This window comes from Allobosea sp. 10N428 (assembly GCF_056394545.1).
On sequence record NZ_JBFTIC010000004.1, the window covers coordinates 307843 to 327022 of the forward strand.

Annotated in this window: 17 protein-coding genes; 14 read left to right on the forward strand and 3 right to left on the reverse strand. The window is 61.2% G+C overall.

Features of this window, described 5'->3' with window-relative positions; translation table 11 throughout:
* The first annotated feature begins 13 nt into the window (after positions 1 to 13).
* The 8 genes from AC1DDA_RS15480 to AC1DDA_RS15515 all read left to right on the forward strand — a co-directional run bounded on the left by AC1DDA_RS15480 (position 14) and on the right by AC1DDA_RS15515 (position 7341).
* Complete coding sequence (locus tag AC1DDA_RS15480; protein WP_441509678.1) at positions 14 to 925, forward strand: amino acid ABC transporter permease; 912 nt, start codon at positions 14 to 16, stop codon at positions 923 to 925.
* Complete coding sequence (locus AC1DDA_RS15485; protein WP_441509679.1) at positions 922 to 1722, forward strand: amino acid ABC transporter ATP-binding protein; 801 nt, start codon at positions 922 to 924, stop codon at positions 1720 to 1722. The genes AC1DDA_RS15480 and AC1DDA_RS15485 overlap by 4 nt, the downstream gene beginning before the upstream one ends.
* A 325-nt stretch (positions 1723 to 2047) precedes the next feature.
* Positions 2048 to 2380, forward strand: coding sequence for a c-type cytochrome (locus AC1DDA_RS15490; RefSeq protein ID WP_476796406.1), 333 nt, complete (start codon positions 2048 to 2050; stop codon positions 2378 to 2380).
* Positions 2381 to 2819: 439 nt separating this feature from the next.
* The gene (locus AC1DDA_RS15495) at positions 2820 to 3635 is read left to right on the forward strand and encodes a cytochrome c oxidase subunit II (protein ID WP_476796407.1); all 816 of its coding nucleotides are present in this window, start codon (positions 2820 to 2822) and stop codon (positions 3633 to 3635) included.
* Positions 3636 to 3698: 63 nt separating this feature from the next.
* Entirely contained in the window at positions 3699 to 5459 is a 1761-nt protein-coding gene (locus tag AC1DDA_RS15500) for a cbb3-type cytochrome c oxidase subunit I (RefSeq protein WP_476796408.1), read from the forward strand.
* Positions 5460 to 5471: 12 nt separating this feature from the next.
* Positions 5472 to 6188, forward strand: a complete 717-nt coding sequence (locus tag AC1DDA_RS15505; RefSeq protein WP_476796409.1) for a cytochrome c oxidase subunit 3 — start codon at positions 5472 to 5474, stop codon at positions 6186 to 6188.
* Between the two features lie 85 nt (positions 6189 to 6273).
* Entirely contained in the window at positions 6274 to 6996 is a 723-nt protein-coding gene (locus tag AC1DDA_RS15510) for a heme-copper oxidase subunit III family protein (RefSeq protein ID WP_476796410.1), read from the forward strand.
* A gap of 9 nt (positions 6997 to 7005) precedes the next feature.
* The gene (locus AC1DDA_RS15515; protein ID WP_441509685.1) at positions 7006 to 7341 is read left to right on the forward strand and encodes a cytochrome C oxidase subunit IV family protein; all 336 of its coding nucleotides are present in this window, start codon (positions 7006 to 7008) and stop codon (positions 7339 to 7341) included.
* Positions 7342 to 7372: 31 nt separating this feature from the next.
* On the opposite strand, the gene AC1DDA_RS15520 is transcribed toward AC1DDA_RS15515, so the two are convergent.
* Positions 7373 to 8374, reverse strand: coding sequence for a D-cysteine desulfhydrase family protein (locus AC1DDA_RS15520; protein WP_476796411.1), 1002 nt, complete (start codon positions 8372 to 8374; stop codon positions 7373 to 7375).
* Between the two features lie 643 nt (positions 8375 to 9017).
* Between AC1DDA_RS15520 and AC1DDA_RS15525 the strand changes: the two genes are divergently transcribed.
* The 4 genes from AC1DDA_RS15525 (at position 9018) to AC1DDA_RS15540 (ending at position 13634) form a co-directional block, all read left to right on the forward strand.
* A complete protein-coding gene (locus AC1DDA_RS15525) occupies positions 9018 to 9710 on the forward strand; it encodes a 3'-5' exonuclease (protein WP_476796412.1) in 693 nt (230 codons plus the stop codon).
* A gap of 563 nt (positions 9711 to 10273) precedes the next feature.
* Positions 10274 to 11845: a recombinase family protein gene (locus AC1DDA_RS15530; protein WP_476796413.1), complete on the forward strand. Its 1572-nt coding sequence runs from the start codon at positions 10274 to 10276 to the stop codon at positions 11843 to 11845.
* Complete coding sequence (locus AC1DDA_RS15535) at positions 11842 to 12735, forward strand: plasmid partitioning protein RepB C-terminal domain-containing protein (protein ID WP_476796414.1); 894 nt, start codon at positions 11842 to 11844, stop codon at positions 12733 to 12735. Before AC1DDA_RS15530 ends, AC1DDA_RS15535 begins: the two co-directional genes overlap by 4 nt.
* Positions 12732 to 13634, forward strand: coding sequence for a plasmid partitioning protein RepB C-terminal domain-containing protein (locus AC1DDA_RS15540; protein ID WP_476796415.1), 903 nt, complete (start codon positions 12732 to 12734; stop codon positions 13632 to 13634). The genes AC1DDA_RS15535 and AC1DDA_RS15540 overlap by 4 nt, the downstream gene beginning before the upstream one ends.
* Before the next feature lie 70 nt (positions 13635 to 13704).
* Here the strand turns inward: AC1DDA_RS15540 and AC1DDA_RS15545 are convergent, their stop codons facing one another.
* A complete protein-coding gene (locus AC1DDA_RS15545) occupies positions 13705 to 15645 on the reverse strand; it encodes a P-loop ATPase, Sll1717 family (protein ID WP_476796416.1) in 1941 nt (646 codons plus the stop codon).
* Positions 15646 to 15668: 23 nt separating this feature from the next.
* Between AC1DDA_RS15545 and AC1DDA_RS15550 the strand changes: the two genes are divergently transcribed.
* Positions 15669 to 16664, forward strand: coding sequence for a site-specific integrase (locus tag AC1DDA_RS15550; protein WP_476796417.1), 996 nt, complete (start codon positions 15669 to 15671; stop codon positions 16662 to 16664).
* Between the two features lie 48 nt (positions 16665 to 16712).
* Here AC1DDA_RS15550 and AC1DDA_RS15555 read toward each other — a convergent pair whose 3' ends face one another.
* Positions 16713 to 17090 carry a hypothetical protein gene (locus tag AC1DDA_RS15555; RefSeq protein ID WP_476796418.1) on the reverse strand — a complete coding sequence of 126 codons (378 nt, stop codon included), beginning with the start codon at positions 17088 to 17090 and terminating at the stop codon, positions 16713 to 16715.
* A 1041-nt stretch (positions 17091 to 18131) separates the two neighbouring features.
* Between AC1DDA_RS15555 and AC1DDA_RS15560 the strand changes: the two genes are divergently transcribed.
* Positions 18132 to 19106 (forward strand): hypothetical protein, encoded by a 975-nt coding sequence (locus AC1DDA_RS15560; protein WP_476796419.1) that lies wholly within the window; start codon positions 18132 to 18134, stop codon positions 19104 to 19106.
* Positions 19107 to 19180: the final 74 nt, after the last annotated feature.

Below are 19180 nucleotides of genomic sequence, written 5' to 3' on the forward strand. Positions count from 1 at the left end.
GCCCGAGCACAGAATGAGCAACGCAACGCAGGCGACGGGCGAGCGCGAATTGGCGCTGCGCGACGTCGCCAAGGCGCACCGCCCGGTCGAGTGGGGACGCTGGCTGCTCTGGGCCTTCGTGCTCGCCGTCGCAGCCAACTTCGCCTGGATCGTCGCCTGGAATCCTAATTTCGGCTGGCCGGTGGTGGCGCAATGGTTCACCGCGGAGTCGATCCTGCGCGGGCTCTCGGTGACGCTCGGGCTGACGGTCGTCGCCATGGTGATCGGCGTCGCCATCGGGCTGGCGCTGGCCATCGCCCGGTTGTCGGAGGACCGCTTGTTCAGCGGCGTCGCCGGTCTCTACATCTGGTTCTTCCGCGGCACGCCGCTGCTGGTGCAGCTCATCTTCTGGTACAATCTCTCGACGCTGTTCCCCGAGATCTCGATCGCCATCCCCTTCGGGCCGACGCTCGTCAGCTGGCACACCAATGACCTGATCACGCCGATGACGGCGGCGATCGCCGGGCTTTCGCTGAACGAGGCCGCCTATATGGCGGAAATCATCCGCGGCGGCCTGATCTCCGTCGACAAGGGGCAGGTCGAGGCGACCGACGCCTTCGGCATGACGCGGGGGCGGGCGCTGCGCCGCGTCATCATCCCGCAGGCGATGCGCTCGATCGTGCCGCCCACCGGCAACCAGCTGATCAGCATGATCAAGGCGACCTCGCTGGTCAGCGTCATCGCCATGGCGGACCTGCTCTATTCGGTGCAGGCGGTCTACAACCGCACCTTCGAGGTCATCCCTATGCTGATGGTGGCGGTGATCTGGTATCTCGCGATCACCTCGGTGCTGAATATCGGCCAGGGCTTCATCGAGCGCTACTACGCCCGCGGCGAGCGCGGCGCGACGCAGGCCAAACCCGTCATCGCGGAGCCAACGCCATGAGCCGCGACGCTATCAAGGCCGGGGCCGCGCCGCTGGTCAGCGCCCGCAACGTCCACAAATCCTTCGGCGCCAACGAGGTGCTGAAGGGAATCGACCTCGATGTCGCGCCCGGAGAGGTTGTGGTGATCCTCGGACCGTCAGGCTCGGGCAAGTCGACCTTCCTTCGCTGCATCAACCATCTCGAGGCGATCGATCGCGGCTCGATCATGGTCACCGGCGAGCAGATCGGCTACCGGCTCTCCGGCGAGCGCCTGATCAAGCTGTCGAACCGGGCGATCGCGGCGCAGCGCCGCCAGATCGGCATGGTCTTCCAGCAGTTCAACCTCTACCCGCATATGACGGCGCTGGAGAACATCATCGAGGCGCCCGTCGGCGTCCACGGTCACAGCCGCAAGGAGGCGACCGACTACGCGATGGAGCTGCTCGGCCGCATCGGGCTGACCGAGAAGGCGCATGCCTATCCGCGCCAGCTCTCGGGCGGCCAGCAGCAGCGCGTCGCCATCGCGCGGGCGCTCGCCATCCGTCCGAAGCTGATGCTGTTCGACGAGCCGACCTCGGCGCTCGACCCCGAGCTCGTCGGCGAAGTGCTGGCGACGATGCGCGATCTCGCCAGACAGGGGCTGACGATGATCGTCGTCACCCATGAGATCGGCTTCGCGCGCGAGGCGGCCGACCGTGTCGTCTTCATGGATGGCGGAGTCGTCGTCGAACAGGGGCCGCCGGGCGAGGTGCTCGCCTCTCCCAAGCATAGCCGCACGCGCTTGTTCCTGAGCCGCTTCATTCGCGAAGCGGTTTGAGGCGTGACGCCATAAGAGCGCTGACGACAGCGCCAACGCCGGGAGAGATCGCCGACAAAAACCCTTCAGAGATCGTTTTAGAATTCCCCGAGCCCTCATCCTTCGAGACGCTGCTCACGCGGCTCCTCAGGATGAGGGCCGGAGTTTCCAGACGGTCTCTCAGGCGATTTGGAGCGATCAAGTATTGGCAGTATAAACGTACTGAGAATGCGGCGCGGTCGACGGGTCTGACGGAAGGATCACCTCTGTTTCTTGAGGAGTGTGTCCGATGGCATGCAGGGCCGTGATAGCATTGTCCATATTGGCCGTATGGCCTCATTCAGCCATGGCGGCCGGCGACGCCGCCGCAGGCGAGAAGATCTTCCTGAGATGCCGGGCCTGTCACCAGATCGGCGAGACCGCGAGAAACGCCGTCGGGCCAAAGCTGAACGGCCTTTTCGGCCGCCACTCGGGCTCGATCGAGGGCTACAACTATTCGCCCGCCAACAAGAACTCCGGCATCGTCTGGGACGAGCCGACATTCCGGGATTACATCAAGGCACCACAAGCCAAGATCCCAGGCACCAAGATGACGTTCCCGGGCCTCAAGTCCGACCAGGAAATCGACGACGTCGTCGCGTTCCTCAAGCAATTCGATGCCGACGGGAAGAAAAAATAGCCGCTTCGCCTCCCGGCCGCGGCTCCCGTCAAGCTGTTCTGCCGTGCGGCATCGATTGACAACTCCCGTGCGCGGGACGACAACATAACGATGACTTTGGTCCGGCGACTTGACTGCCCCGCGGCCCGGTCGAAAGTGGATGCGCCCGATTGCGGCGCGTCGTCGTCCAGGCGAGCCAAGGGTTCGGCGATGACGAGCAGGAAGCAAAAGCTTAGGCCTCCCGATCCGCCCGGCGGAATTCGCGCTCGCCGACTGCCTTGCTCCACCCCCGATCTCGTCGGCCTCGTTCGTTCCAGGCAGAGGATCCGGCCGGCCGCGGGCTGCAGCGTTGTTTCGATGTCGAAGATGAGTTCGTCTGCCTAGCGCTGCGGCGCATTTTCCTGCGCCGAAGCGTTGCCTTGCTCCTGTTCATCGCCGCCCTCGGCAAGGATGAAAAGGGATGGGTATCGCGGTCGTCCTGGCTCTGGTCGTGATCGGCTCGGTGGTCTTCCACTTCCTGAGTCCGTGGTGGTGGACGCCGATCGCCTCCAACTGGCGCTATATCGACGACACCATGATCATCACGTTCTGGATCACCGGCGCGGTCTTCACCGCGGTCGTGCTATTCATGGCCTATTGCGTCTTCCGGTTCCGCCATCGCGAAGGCCGCCGCGCCGCCTACGAGCCCGAGAACAAGCGACTGGAATGGTGGCTCGCGATCGGCACGGGAATCGGCGTCGCGGCCATGCTGGCGCCCGGCCTCGTCGTCTGGCACCGGTTCGTCACGGTGCCGAAGGACGCTTCCGTCGTCGAGGTCGTCGGCCAGCAATGGCAATGGGCCTATCGGCTCCCGGGCGCGGACGGCCAGCTCGGCGCCACCGACATCGCCCAAGTCACGCCCGAGAACCCGCTCGGCATCGATCCGAAAGACCCGCGCGGGCAGGACGACATCGTCATTCAGGGCGATCAACTCCACCTGCAGCTCGACAAGCCGGTCAAGCTGCTGCTGCGCTCGCTCGACGTGGTGCATGATTTCTACGTCCCGGAATTCCGGGCCAAGATGGACATGATCCCGGGCACCGTCACCTATTACTGGCTCACGCCGACACGCGCGGGCACCTTCGAGGCGCTGTGCTCCGAGCTGTGCAGCACCGGCCACACCTTCATGCGCGGCGGCGTCGTGGTCGAGCCCGAGAACCAGTACCGCGACTGGCTGCAGCAGCAGAAAACCTTCGCCCAACTCCAGAGCTCAACGAGGACGCAGGCGAAGAACTAGGGATGAGCGAGGGGGCGAGCTCCGAACGGGGATTTCGTCCTGCGAGGCGTGGGAGATGGCCCGATGGTCGATGTGATGCACGGCGTCCCCGAACCGCTACCGGCGGCCGAGATCGACGATGTCGAGCTCTATCATCCGAGAAGCTGGATCACGAAATACGTCTTCTCCCAGGATGCCAAGGTCATCGCCATCCAGTATTCGAGCGTGGCGCTGGCGATCGGGCTGGTCGCGCTGGTCCTGTCCTGGCTGATGCGGCTGCAGCTCGGCTTTCCCGGCGCGCTCCCCTTCATCGACCCCGATCGCTACTACCAGCTCATCACCATGCACGGGATGATCATGGTGATCTATCTGCTGACCGCCCTCTTCCTCGGCGGCTTCGGCAATTATCTCATCCCGCTGATGCTCGGCGCGCGGGACATGGTGTTCCCCTACGTGAACATGCTGAGTTTCTGGATCTATTTCCTCGCCGTGCTCGTGCTTCTCGGCGGCTTCTTCCTGCCGGGCGGACCGACCGGAGCCGGATGGACCCTCTACCCGCCGCAGGCGATCCTCGCCAACACGCCCGGCCAGCAATGGGGCATCATCGTGATGCTGTCATCGCTGATCCTCTTCATCATCGGTTTCACCATGGGTGGGCTGAACTACGTTGTGACGGTACTACAAGGGCGCGCCCGGGGCATGACGCTGATGCGCATGCCATTGACGATCTGGGGCATCTTCACGGCGACCGTCATGGCGCTGCTCGCCTTTCCCGCGCTCTTCGTCGGCGCCGTGATGATGCTGCTCGACCGGCTGATCGGCACCAGCTTCTTCATGCCGGCCATCATCGCGATGGGCGAGCCGCTGGCCTACAAGGGCGGCAGCCCGCTCCTGTTCCAGCACCTGTTCTGGTTCTTCGGGCACCCGGAGGTCTACATCGTGGCGCTGCCGGCCTTCGGCATCGTCTCCGACCTGATCAGCACCCATGCGCGCAAGAACATCTTCGGTTACCGCATGATGGTCTGGGCGCTGATGGCGATCGGCGCGCTCAGCTTCGTCGTCTGGGCGCACCACATGTATGTCAGCGGCATGTATCCCGCCTTCGGGTTCTTCTTCGCCACCACGACGCTGATCATCGCGATCCCCACCGCGATCAAGGTCTACAACTGGGTGCTGACCCTCTGGCAGGGCGACATCCACTTCACCGTCCCGATGCTGTTCGCGCTCGGCTTCATCGTCACCTTCGTGAATGGCGGGCTCACCGGCCTGTTCCTCGGCAATGTCGTCGTCGACGTGCCGCTCTCCGACACGATGTTCGTCGTGGCCCATTTCCACATGGTCATGGGCGTCGCGCCGATCCTCGTGATCTTCGGGGCGATCTACCATTGGTATCCCAAGGTCACCGGGCGCATGCTCGACGATCGGCTCGGAAAGCTCCATTTCTGGGTCACCTTCCTCGGGGCCTATCTGATCTTCTTCCCGATGCACTATATCGGGCTGATGGGCGTGCCGCGCCGCTATCACGAGATCGGCGGTATAGCCCTCGTTCCGTCGTCGGCGGCAACGTTGAATGAATTCATCACGGTCGTCGCGCTGATCGTCGGGGCCACCCAGCTCGTCTTCCTTTTCAATCTCATCTGGAGCCTCCGGCACGGCCGGCCCGCCGGCGGCAACCCCTGGCGCGCGACCACGCTGGAATGGCAAACGCCGCAGACGCCGCCCGCCCATGGCAACTGGGGCAAGACCCTGCCCGTGGTCTACCGCTGGCCCTATGACTACAGCGTGCCCGGCGCCGCTGAGGATTTCCTGCCCCAGAACCAGCCGCCGGATCCGCGGGCCGCGTGAGGAGATGCCGCCATGGACGTGGTCCTCGGGTTCATCGTCGTCGTGGCAGCCTTCGCCGGCTGGTGGCTCTCGCGTCAACGCCTGACAGCAAAGCCCTGGCTCGAAGTCGGCGTGATCGGCGACGCGGCCGAGCCGACCTCGCCCATGACGGCGAAGCTCGGCCTCGGCACCTTCCTCGTCGTCGCCAGCTCGCTCTTCGCGCTTCTCATCAGCGCCTATTCGATGCGCATGAGCATGGCGGATTGGCAGGCGCTGCCGATGCCGACCGTGCTCTGGTTCAGCACCGGGCTGCTGATCCTGGCGAGCATCGCCCTGCACATGGCGGTCGTCGCCGCGCGTTGCGACGAGCCCGGCCCGCTCCGCTCCAGCCTTCTCGCCGCAGGCGTCTGTTCGCTCGCCTTCCTCTCCACGCAGGCACTGGCATGGCGTGAGCTTGTCGTCTCCGGCTATTTCGCCGCGGCCAACCCCGCCAGCGCCTTCTTCTATCTGGTCACAGCCATTCACGGAGCGCATGTGCTCGGCGGGCTCGTCGCGCTTGGCCGAACCTCCGTCAGCGCCTTCGCTACGCCGAAAGACCTCGCACCGAAGATTCCGCGTGAGCTGGCCCTCAGCGTCGAGCTCTGCGCCATCTATTGGCATTTCCTGCTGCTGGTCTGGCTCGTCCTGTTCAGCCTGCTGATGCGCTGGACCGACGACCTCATCGAGATCTGCCGGGGATTGCTGACCTAGAGCCTTCTCGAGCGAAGGGGACACAGGTTTGCGTGAAGAAAATGCGATAAAATGACGAGCTGGAGCTCCTAAACTGGAGGGGCCGATGAATGAGATTGCGCCGACTGCCGTAAACGCAGACATCGCCCGCCCCACCGGCTGGCGCGGTATCGCGGCCGATTGGTCGTCCGATCAGCGGGCCTTCAAGAACGTCTCCTGGGGGAAGGCCATGATGTGGATCTTCCTCCTCAGCGACACCTTCATCTTCGGCACCTTCCTCATCTCCTACATGACGGTCCGAATATCGACGGTGGTGCCCTGGCCCAATCCGAGCGAGGTCTTCGCGCTCGATATCGGCGGCCACCACCTTCCGCTGATCCTGATCGCGATAATGACCTTCGTCCTGATCAGCAGCAGCGGCACGATGGCGATGGCGGTCAATTTCGGCTATCGCCGCGACCGCAGGAAGACGGCGATCCTGATGCTCGCGACCGCTCTGCTCGGCGCGACCTTCGTCGGCATGCAGGCCTTCGAATGGACGAAGCTTATCCGGGAAGGCGTGCGCCCATGGGGAAATCCCTGGGGCGCCGACCAGTTCGGTTCCAGCTTCTTCATGATCACCGGCTTCCACGGCACTCATGTCACGATCGGCGTGATCTTCCTCCTCATCATCGCCCGCAAGGTCTGGCGCGGCGATTTCGACCAGGGCCGGCACGGCTTCTTCACGAGCCGGAAGGGCCGCTACGAGATCGTCGAGATCACCGGACTCTACTGGCACTTCGTCGATCTCGTCTGGGTTTTCATCTTCGCGCTGTTCTATCTCTGGTGAGGTGGCGACATGGCACAGCCCGCAGCTCATAACGACGCGCAACAGCACCCGATCAGGCTCTACCTCGTGGTCTGGGTCTGGCTGTTCATCCTCAGCACCTGCTCCTACCTGGTCGATTATTTCGGCCTCGTCGGCTACCTGCGCTGGTCGCTGATCCTGCTCTTCATGATGTTGAAAGCCGGCCTGATCGTCGCGGTCTTCATGCATATGGCCTGGGAGCGGCTGGCGCTGACCTATGCGATCCTCACCCCGCCGCTGGCGCTCATCGTCTTCGTCGGCATCATGATGTTCGAGTCGCACTACACGCTCTTCAGCCGGCTGACCTTCTTCGCGGCCGGCTCGTGAGGCGAAGTTTCCGAACCCGGCCTGGATTTCTCTACCGCTGGAACACCTCCGGATAGGCAAAGAGACCGGGCGCACCGCCCGTGTGCCAGAAAACGACGGTCTCGTCAGGGCCGATGGCGCCGGTTCTGACTAGTGAAACAAGTCCGGCCATCGCCTTTCCGGTATAGACCGGATCGAGGAGAATGCCTTCGGCGCGGGCGACCAGCTGGACGGCCTCGATCATCTCGGCGGTGGGCTGGCCATACCCCGGCCCCACCCGGGAATCATCGATCTCAAGAGCGGACATCGCGTCTCTCCGGCGATCCTCGAGACCGTAGATATCCTGAACCAGCCCGGAGACGATGGCCCGCGCCTGCTCGGATGAGCGGGAGACGCTGATGCCGTGCACGCGCCAGGGCAACCCGGCCTGCTCGACGCCGGCGAGGATGCCGGCATGGGTGCCGCCGCTTCCCGTCGGCAGAAGGATGCGGTCGATGCGGCAGCCTTCATCCTTCGCCTGGGCCGCCAGTTCCAGGAGCGCATCGCGATAGGCGAGGCTTCCAAGCGCATTCGAGCCGCCGACCGGGATGAAGTACGGCCTCCGCCCTTGCGCCGCCAGCCCTGCCATCGCCTCCTCAGCGGTCGCGGCACTGTCCTCGCTCGCGGCGAGGAGGCGAATCTCCGCGCCAAAGATCCCGTCGAGCAACCAATTCCCGTTGGTTCGATAGGCTTCGCCGCGATTTGCGACCGAGTCGGTCAACAGCAGCAAGCAGCCGAGGCCATGCCGTGCCGCCGCCGCCGCGGTCTGGCGGGCGTGGTTCGACTGGATCGCGCCCATGGTCACCAGCATGTCGGCGCCGTGCTTCAGAGCATCGGCGACCAGATATTCAAGCTTGCGGGCCTTGTTTCCGCCGCCGGCAAAGCCGGTGCAGTCGTCACGCTTGATCCAGATCGACGGAGCCCGGCCATTGCCGCCGAGCGCGCTCGCAAGGCGCGGCAATCGCTCGAAGGGCGTCGGCAGCATCGCGAGCCGGATCGTGTCGTGGCGATTCATTCGAGCAAGCTCCCGGTATCTGGACGGCATCGGCGATACCATACTGCCGGAATGGAGATTGGCTGGGTCCGCTGCCGCATGCCGGATGCGCGCCTTCGACGCAGCGGCATGTCCAAGGCGACACCTCAAACATCTGCGCGCTTCGCCAAGCCTCCCTTGATCGTTCTCTGGCCCGCAAACGCTCGCGCGGTAGGCCGGCATCAACGATAAACAAGGGTGCCGGAGGCGAGATATCCATCGCAGGGGTCGATGGGCAAATATCGATCGCGAACGATGAGCAGCCGCGGCACGCCGACGCGATGCGAATGAATGACCTTGCCGCCTCGGTCTCCGCCCTCCTGCAAAATCCTGCATTGCCGAAGCGGCGGGGATCGGCTATCCAGCGTTCACGGTTAGCGCCCGTAGCTCAGCTGGATAGAGCGTTGCCCTCCGAAGCTGGGTTTTTGCCAAAAGCGCTGCCGAAATACACCCACATTCACAACAGGTTGCGCTGCGAACTGGCGCTCTAAACGCGATCGCAACTCGGTTCGGCACGACCGCGCCACGAGCAGGCTCGAACGTGCGAGAAAAAGCGCCGCGGTCGATCATCGCTGGATGATATCCTCGCCTTCGAATCGAGGACGTAGGCAGGGAGAGTCCGACCTTGAATAGCATTCCAAGCGGGCGCTTTGTCGTGCTCGATTTCGAGACGACCGGACTGAGCCCCGCGATGGGCGCGCGGGTGATTGAGGTTTCAGCTCGCGAACTGGTGGATGGCCGAGCAGGCCGCGAATTTCTTACCTTCATCGATCCAGGCGTCCGCGTGCCGGCCGAGATAACGCAGATCACCGGCATAACCACTGCGATGCTAAGCGGGGCACCGACCTCGGCCGTAGCCATGCATCAATTGACGTCATTCATCGGATCATCGCCGATCGTTTGCCACAACGCGGGTTTCGATCGGCGATTTTACGAACACGAGGCGAGCGAGTTTCTCGATGGGCAGCCTGTTCGCGCATTCTGCACTTTGCTGTTGGCCCGGCGCATATTTCCGGGCCGGAAAAGCTATCGCCTCGGCGGCCTCATCGACGAGATGGGCATCGCGTCCCCTGGTCGCCTTCATAGGGCGAGTGCAGATACATTTGTCACCGCGCACCTATTCGATCGTATCTGCGCGGACGCACGCTCTCGCTGTCGCGCCGAGCACTTTGATTACGACGTGTTGCACCGGCTGCAGCGGATCCGGATCGCAGGAGCACATGAATGGTTGGCGACATTGGGTAGCCCTGCCTCTTTAGCGCGCGGCAACTCCGGATCACGCGGGCGCGGCACGCCGAACGCAAGCTCGTTGAACTAACCCCAATGACCTCCTGCTCCTGAACGATCGTTGGCTTCGACTCGCCCTGGACAGATACGCTCACAGCTCCTGGAGCCCTGCGCTATTCGACGAATGCTCGCTAAGGGCCTCTGTCCCCTCGTTCCAACTGGACGGCCCGAACAGCTTCCAGCGCGACCAAAGCTGCGGCGACCTTTGCGCGTGCTTCCTCGATGTCAGCCATGACCAAGCAGTCGCTCCGATGGATAGCCGCCAGGAAAGCCGCAAGAACCGCAGGGCAATTCGCGGCCAATCCTAAGAAATGATCGCCACTAGGAGCGCGCTCGCCGGAGAGCCAGTTCTTCACAGTTCGGTCGTTAGCACCAGTCCAGAGCGCCACGGTCTTTATCTTGGACGATTGCCCACGAAGTGCGGCTCTCAAGGCCGTCGAAATTAGGTTGGCAAACGCCGGGGAGCCGCCCGCCTCCCTTGGGGTGTTGGGCAAGGAGTTGCCCGAATTCGGAAAGGACATTCCGCCGTCTCCGCGCTTGACTGACCGGCGACGTCCGCCGGCCTCTGAGACGTCAATCGTGGAGTGGCCTTGTGTGAGTCGAGCTGAGGGATCGAGTCGGATTGCACGGATCGGCCCAGAGAGGTCACGGCGGGCGGCTGCCTATGTCAGAATGTCGACCGACCATCAGCGCTATTCGACAGAAAACCAACTCGAGGCTATCAAGCGCTTCGCCGAAGCCCGCGAAATTGAGATCGTCCGAATCTACGAGGATGCCGGTAAAAGCGGCTTGAACCTTGAGGGTCGCGACGCCTTTCAGCGTCTCCTTTCAGATGTCGAGCGTGGTGCGGCCGACTTCGGCGCTATCTTGGTCTACGACGTCAGCCGCTGGGGCCGCTTCCAAAATGCCGACCACGGAGCGCATTTAGAGTTCCTCTGCTCGCGCGCTGATATCGTCGTCCACTATTGCGCTGAACAGTTCGAGAACGACGGCAGCATTGGCTCGAACCTGCTGAAAACCGTGAAGCGGGTCATGGCGGGGGAATATAGCCGGGAGCTATCGGTCAAGGTCTTCGCCGGCCAGTGCCGCTTAGTCGAGAAAGGGTATCGTCAGGGTGGGACGGCCGGCTACGGCCTGCGGCGTCTCCTGATCGACGAGAACGGCGAACCCAAGTCCGAGCTCTCCATCGGCGAGCGCAAGAGCCTCCAGACCGATCGCGTGATCCTGATCCCCGGTCCACCCGAGGAGGTGAAAGTCGTTCAGCGCATCTATCGCCTCTTCGTAGATTTCGGCCTGCAGGAGGCCCAGATCGCAGCCCGCCTGAACCTTGAGGGAATTGTCACTGACATGGGGCGCCCCTGGACGCGCGGCACCGTCCATCAGGTCCTGACCAATCCGAAATATATCGGCGACAACGTATTCAACCGGGTTAGCTTCAAGCTGAAGATGCGCCGGGTCGTGAACACGCAAGAGCACTGGATCCGCGCGCGCGGCGTGTTCACCGCCATCGTCGACGTCGCCACTTTCGAGCACGCGCTCAGGATCGTGGAGGACCGGAGCCGACGGATGAGCGACGCCGAGCTCCTCGACCTGCTACGGTCGCTGCTGGAGGCCCAGGGATCGCTGTCCAGCCTCGTTATCGACGAACGTGAGGACATGCCGTCGAGCAGCGTCTATAGGAGCCGCTTCGGTAGCCTGCTGCGCGCCTATCACCTCGTAGGCTACAGTCCCCGGCGAGACTATCGCTACATCGAGATCAACCGGCGCCTGCGGGCAATGCACCCGGATGTCGTTGCCATGGTGATCGACGGCCTGCGCCTCGCCGGCGGCGAGGTCATTGTCGATCCCGAAACGGGGTTGATCGACGTCAACGGCGAGTTCTCCGCGTCGGTCGTTGTGGCGCGCTGTGGCGAGACGCAAGGAGGCTCGCCGCGCTGGCGCATCCGCCTGGACGCCGGCCTGGCTCCAGATATCACGATCGCTGTGCGCATGGATCGCGGCAACGTCTCCCCGCTCGACTATTACCTACTCCCGCGCCTCGACATGACCGAGCCGAAGCTTCGGCTCGCCGAGAACAACGGCCTGTCACTGGACGGTTATCGCTTCGAGACCCTGGACTTCCTGTTCTCCCTGGCGGCCCGAGCCCAATTCGAGGAGGCGGCATGACTGAATCCAAGCATACCCGCGTGGAGATGATCCCGATTGACCGGATCATCATCCTGAACCCTCGCGTCCGGAACCGACGCAAGTTTATGGAGGTGGTCGAGAGCATCAGGACGGTCGGGCTGAAGCGCCCGATCCGGGTCAACACCATGATTGGCTCGGACGGTCAGCGTTCCTACGGCCTCGCCTGCGGTCAGGGCCGAATCGAGGCGTTCCGCGAGCTCGGCCGGACGGAGATCCCCGCCATCGTCACCGAGGCGACTGAAGAGGAATGCCTGGTCATGAGCTTGGTCGAGAACTGCGCCCGCCGGCAGCATCGGTCCATCGACCTGCTCCAGGACGTCGCGACGCTGCGCAAGCGCGGCTACAACGACCGTGAGATCGCGGAGAAAATCGGCACGTCGTCAGAGTGGGTCAACATGATGGCCATGCTCATCGAGAAGGGCGAGCAGCGCCTTGTCGAGGCCGTGGATACGGGAATGATACCGATCTCTGTCGCGATCGAGATCGCTAAGGCCGACGGCGAGTCGATCCAACAGCTGCTCGCCGAAGCCTACACCGAAGGCAGGATCACAGGGCCACGGCTAATCAAGATGCGGAGGCTCATCGAGCAGCGAACCCGGCGTGGCAAGCATATGTCGATAACACCATTCGGCAGGAAGCTGACCCGGGTTCGGACGTCAGAAGCCTTCGTCCGCATCTTCCAACAGGAGGCCGACAAGCAGCGTCTGCTGGTGAAGAAGGCCGAGGTCACCCAGACCCGACTGCTCTTCGTCGTCGAGGCCCTGAAGAACCTGCGAGTCGATGAGAACTTCGTCACCCTCCTTCGGGCCGAGCGGCTCGACACCATGCCGAAGGACCTGGAGACCCGCATCCGGGGAGAGGCCGCATGAACGAGATCGGATCCGCGGCCAAGATAGCCTTCGAGCCCGAATGCGTCACCGTGCCGATCGCGATGCTGCTGCCCGTGCGGCCGCCCAGGGCCACGGTCAAGGCCAGCCACAAATACCAGCAGATCCGGACCTCCGTGATCGAGATCGGCCTCGTCGAGCCGCCCGTGATCGCAAGGCTCGACGGCAACTCCGACAACTACCTGCTCCTCGACGGCCACGTCCGCGTCGAGATACTGAAGGACCTCGGCAGGACCGAGGTGGAATGCCTCGTCTCGACGGACGACGAGAGCTTCACGTTCAACAAGCGGATCAGCCGTCTGTCCGCCGTGCAGGAACACGCGATGATCCTCAAGGCGATCGCCCGCGGCGTCTCCAGCGAGAAGATCGCCCGAGCGTTGAGCCTTCACGTGAATAGCGTGAAGCGGAAGGCGACGCTGCTGGACGGCGTCTCCCATGAGGTCGTGTCGATGCTGAAGGACACGATGTGCCCGATGGCCGTCTTCGAGATCCTCAAGCGGATGAAGCCGCTACGCCAGATCGAGGCGACCGAGTTGATGATCGCCGCGAACAACTTCAYCGCGGCCTACGCCACCGCGCTGCTCGCCGGGACGCCGACCAACGAGCTGGCCGGCGAGAAGAAGTCGAAGAAGGTGCGGGGTGTCACGCCCGAGGCGATGGCTCGCATGGAAAAGGAGCTGGCCCGGCTTCAGGAATCGATGGCCGAGATCCAGGAGACCTACGGCAAAGAGCATCTGCAGCTGACTGTAGTGAAGGGCTATCTTGGGAAGCTTCTCGGCAACCCCCGAGTCGTGCGCTACCTTCTCCAGCACCGACCGGAATACCTTGAGCACTTCCAGGCAATCGTCGATGCAACCTCGTTCACCGGCCAAGCCGCTTGATTGATCTGGTCTGCACTCATGGGCCGATGCGCATAGGATAGCGGGCGACAAATGGACGCCAGCTACCAAACTAGTGCATTCTATACGCGCCCCAAAGCATAGGATGGATCCTTATCCGTATATCATTTGTTAATTGAGCAATAGGAAGCAAAGGTTGGTCAATATGCGAATATATAAATCGGTCTCCATTGCGCATTTTTACCCCAATAGCCCCGATTCTATATAGTATTTCCACTGTTTTATTTACAATCATATCCATGTCAGTTTGATTATCTTCGTAGTATCGCTTAGCGATATCATATAGAGGGTCCTTCGCGATTTTCTCGTCAGAATAAATCGAAAGAGCAAGATCGTCCACTGCCGATTTAGTTCGCAATTCGTCATAGTTTACGATCGGCTTTTTATGGGTTCCAATATAATCAAGCATCTTCTTAATGCTTGGAAACGCGCTTTGCCATTCTTGCTCCAGCGCTTCTCGGCGTATTCGAGAAAATTCTGCCTCAGCCTTCTTGACTAATCCGCCGGTGATCTCGAATTTTCCTTCCGCTTGCTTGATACATTCATTTACGAATGCAATGAGGTCCCGAGGCCGCATCAAAGTGCGCTCGACCATGTAATCTAAAGGATCTATCGTTCCGACGTTATATGCAAAAATGTCCTCAAACCTTACTGGATCAGATGCATACTGCTGTTTAAATAAATTTTGTATTCTTTTATCAATCATTGTTTTCAAGAGAGGCTTGGTCCACTTAAGGTGTATAAAATAATCATCGAGCTTCTCTCTCTGAAAAGATAGATCTCGCGTTTCTTGAACGACTCTCTCAAGGACGTCAGATCTCATCGATATAATAATTTTCAGATTTCGAACTTTCCTGTATGATTTAAGTGATTCCATCAAGGCTCTGATTAACTTGAATCTTATGGACCCATCGACCCAGTTTTCATCGAGCTTGTCTATCAAGATATAATAAACGTTACCTGAGTCGCCGTTATCGATCTCTGCAAGCATATCGATAACGGACGATAATTCCGACAACTGATTCGAACTAATAATATTCTTTATTCTATGAATGAATTCTGTTTTCTTGTCGCTGCTAAGACGCTTATCGTATTGCCCTCCCGCTTTAAATTTCTCAATCTCACCACCGAGTTCCGCTTTCACCGCGCGCTCAATCTTCTCAGTCATCTCCTTGATGTTTTGATCCATCGTAATCCAAAACTTACCCTCCCATTCCCTCAAATACTTGAGCGCTCGTTCCTTGCGGGCATCTTTCTGGAATCGCTCCAAGATTCTGTCAAAAACACTCCGGGAAGCACTTTCGTTTTTAACGGTGAAGCGCAATCGAATAAATTCAAGACAAAGAACGTGCTTCCATAATGCTTGAAAAAGTAGGTCAAGGTCTGCGCCAATTGCCTGTAAAAATCGAAGCGAATCGGAATTGGACACATAGCTCATAGCCATTTCAGAAGGGTCGACTTCGACGACATGATCTGAGCTATGGTTTATATATCGAAGAATTGCTGTCTTACCTGCTCCCGTTCTGCCATCGATGACCATTCCACGAGATTTTACATTCTTGCATAGCTCAACTGCTGGGTGATGAACAAAGCATGGAAATAGAAATTCATCGTCGAATTCGGCCGCATTAGTGCCGATTGACATACCAGCTCGCAATGCGATGCTGTTAATTTTCTTCTTTACCTTAGCCAAGGCGGCGCCCCCCGGTTCAACCTTTTCTAGGCATTTTACGTTGGGGCCATCCGAGCGTGTCAAATCTCTCGCAGGCGCTGTCCACAGCCTATGTAGGGTTGCAGACGTAGGAGCATTGCCTACCGAAGGCGGCTCCAGGCGGAGAGCGGGATCTTCGGAACCCTTTGGTGGACCAGGTATCCTGATACCCCGTCGAGCTCCCTGAATGGCGATCGGCACACCAGGGCCACATCCAGCTCGGAATTCCTCGCCCGATCCGGAAACCTCCTTGGCGGGGCAGCCTGGGCGTCCTTTTGTCATCGGACAAACAGGACTGATCCGCAATGGCGACGATCCGGAAGCTCCGGGGCAGATGGCAGGCACAGGTGCGACGGCGCGGTATGGCGCCTCGTGCCAAGAGCTTCGACCAGAAGGCCGACGCCGAGAAGTGGGCACGGTCCCTGGAGAGCGAGCTCGACCGCTGCGGAATGCTGCCGGACACACGCGTCGCTGAATCTACGACGCTTCGGTCGGTCCTTGAACGTTACATGATCGAGATCTCTCCACGAAAGCGCAGCGCCCATACGGAGATCTCCCGCATCAAGGCGCTGCTTCGTCGTCCGCTCTGTCACCGGACGCTGGCGCTGCTGTCGACCTCGGATCTCGCGACTTATCGTGACGACCGGCTTCGAACCGTCTCGCCTTCGACCGTGATCCGCGAGCTGAACACGATCAGCCACGCGATCGACACAGCGATGCGCGACTGGGACGTCTATCTGCACCGGAACCCATGCAAGCTCGTGCGCCGTCCGAGCCCACCACGCGGGCGCAACCGCCGCCTGCGCGACGACGAGGAGCAGCGCCTACTCGACGCTGCCGATAGCGGTAGAAATCTCTACATGCGTGACCTCATTGTGCTCGCGATTGAGACCGGCATGCGACGCGGTGAACTGCTGTCGCTTGACTGGCAGCACATCGACCTGGGGACGCAGGTCGTGCACCTGCCGCTGACCAAAAACGGCGAGCCCCGCGACGTCCCTTTGTCCTCGCGAGCACGCAGCGTGCTCCAGCGACTCTGGGAGGGCCAAGGATGCCCACCAGCGGGTCGAGCGCTGCCAACCAGCGAGAGCGCGGTCGTTCAAGCCTGGGGCCATCTGTGTGGCCGCGCAGGCATCACCGGTCTGCACTTCCACGACCTGCGGCACGAAGCTGTCTCGCGCCTGTTCGAGAAGGGGCTGAACGTCGTAGAGGTATCTACGATCTCCGGCCACAAGGAGTTGCGCATGCTCTCGCGCTACGCGCATCTCCGGGCGACGGATCTCGTMAGTCGGCTGGGATGAGCGCAGGCGCGAGTTCCCGGCACACGACCGAGAGCTCGGGCCCCAGCTTCAACGGATGATCGCGGTGCCACCAGCCCCGAATGCCTGGGCATAGGTGATATTGCCGAAGACGAACTGTCCCCGCGTGCCATTGCTCAATCTGACGATCGCCGAGCCCGACATCAGATCCGGAGTGCGCGTGACGACGATCTGCCCGGTCTTGCCGTCCGAACACTTGCCGGTCAGCACGAGCGCCGGGTTGGGATCCCGCACCTGGTATTCGCCGGAGCAGCGCGCCCCTCCTGGTGTCATCACCCAGAATGTGCCGACGCCGTTGTTAAAGGCCGTGACCTGCCCTGCGGCCGGCGTCGAGCCGAACTGACCTGTGACCGGTAGTGCAAACATCGCGACGGGTGCACCAGGCTGTGCGGAGACGCAGGCGGTCAATCCCGCGGCTCCGAGGACGGTGAATACTAAGGCAGACTTCATTTGTATCCCCAGCTCTAAGCTCGACATCGGCAGGGCCGACTCGCGCGCGAGCTAGAGCAGAATGTCGAGCAAGGAGCTACCTGCTTGCCCCCACCTCAGGTTGCGCACCATCCCACCGCATTCGGGTTGCGCGTCGCGCTGCCGAGGTTGCATTCAGGGAAACGAACGTTTCCATCGAGCGGTCCAATGTAAACATCAGGCCTAATTCGAGACCGATCATGTCAACAAATACCTATTCAGAACGCCCTTGGAGGCGTCATTATGGACCCTGGAACGGTCGGAATTACACCGGAAGTTTCCATGATGTTTCCCTTAAGTTGACAGTTCTGGTCCGAAATCTGCTTTTTCTCTCAGATAGAAACGTCGTGGCGGGCCTGGACGCCCGAGAACGACTGTAAGCGGTCACCAAAGCGGTATGCGTAGATAATCTACCGGCGATGCCGGCGGAGCGCTGACGAGAGCACGGTCGCGCGACGCGGATCCCTTACCGGGTCGAACCGGATACATATTCAGACTAGCGCTCGCCTTTGCTCCCGGACATGCCGACTTGTGATTGCCTGGCGGAACTTTGTCCGCGCCGCGATTGAGATCCTGCTGCTGGTGAAAGCCCGCAGCCAGCCGAGAGCGATCGAAGATGATAGGTCAGGGCACGCCGAGATCATTCTGTCGGACGAGCGCTGGTGTCGCCCGTCCTCCGCTCTCCGTGCGAACACGCGACCGCCGACGTGCGGGTGCGATGTCGAAGTCCTAGAAAAATGCAAACGAGCTGATGGGAGTGCCTTCCCTGCCCAGGAGCACTTCCCGGTCCTATCCTCCCATAACGCGGCCGCCAGCATAGATTTCTCTACTTTGAACCCGGCATTTTTCGACACGCTCACGATCAACTGCACTGCGTCCGTGCTCCCGCTATAACGGGAGTAAGCGCGCTTTTCATACGACCAACCAGCTCACGGGCTTCGGCCCGAAGGAGAACGCATGTCTACGTCCAGGCCCAAGCTCATGAAGCGTCTCGCCGACCTCGTTTGTATGAGGAAGATCTTGCACCCGAACGACCTTGCTGTTGAAGGAGAGCTCGCGAGCACCCGGTGGTTCGCTTACAGCTTCATGTCGCCCGTTGAGGCGACCGAGGAGTTCCGCAGGGTATATACTGCCGCGTTGCAGCGCTATGTGCGTGCGAACTGCGATCGGGAGCTGTCTGAGCAGGTCAGCGGCGTCCGCCCCGGAACGCCTGCTCATCGCACCCAGCAGTATACCCAGCTCTGGAGGGCGCGTCAGAAGGCTGATCGCCTGGGTGTGCCGTATGAGGTGGTGATCAACTTCGGCTTTGACTTTGCCCAGCGGCGCACGCGCAAGGCCTCGCCGCTTCCCCACCAGCTTTTCGCGACCGACAAGAGCGATCAGGCTTGGTGGAGCATGTTCCAGGTAGAGCTCGACGAGAAGATCTACCATGCCATGCGCAGGCTCGAGGTCCCGCAGTTTCGGCTTGAGCATGATCGGATGCTTCCGATCCAGAGGCAGCTTCGGGACCAGACGAAGAGCCACCTCGCTGCGAGTCTCCGCGATCGGGTCGACACCGTCGGTTGGATTGCGATCACGAACCGCTACCTCTCGTTGGATGAGTGCTTGTCGGTGTATTCCGAAGAGCACGCCGACAGGGTGCGCGAACGGCTCTCTGGCGCGGTTGAGGACGGACTGATCCTGGAGGAGCCGAAGGCCGACCTCGAGGATGACGACTTCCTGGTCGGCTGTTTCGGCGTCAGCGAGGCGATCGACGCGCCGGGAAGCAGCTGCGGCAGCTGTCCTCTTCGTGCGCAGTGTCGCAACTACGCCGGCTTGGTCGAGCAGGCGACCTTGAAGCGGACCGGGCACATCTCGCCGGTAGAGGAGGCGGACCGGCAGCGTAACCGCAACAAGGTCGCTGCGCACCGGGCCCGGAAGCGGGCGATGGCGTCCGCGTCTCCGGTAGCCCTCTGAATGCAGCCGATGTGTAACCGCAGCCTAATGAACTACTTACTTAAAGAAGATACATTCATATAGGCGGCGGTTAC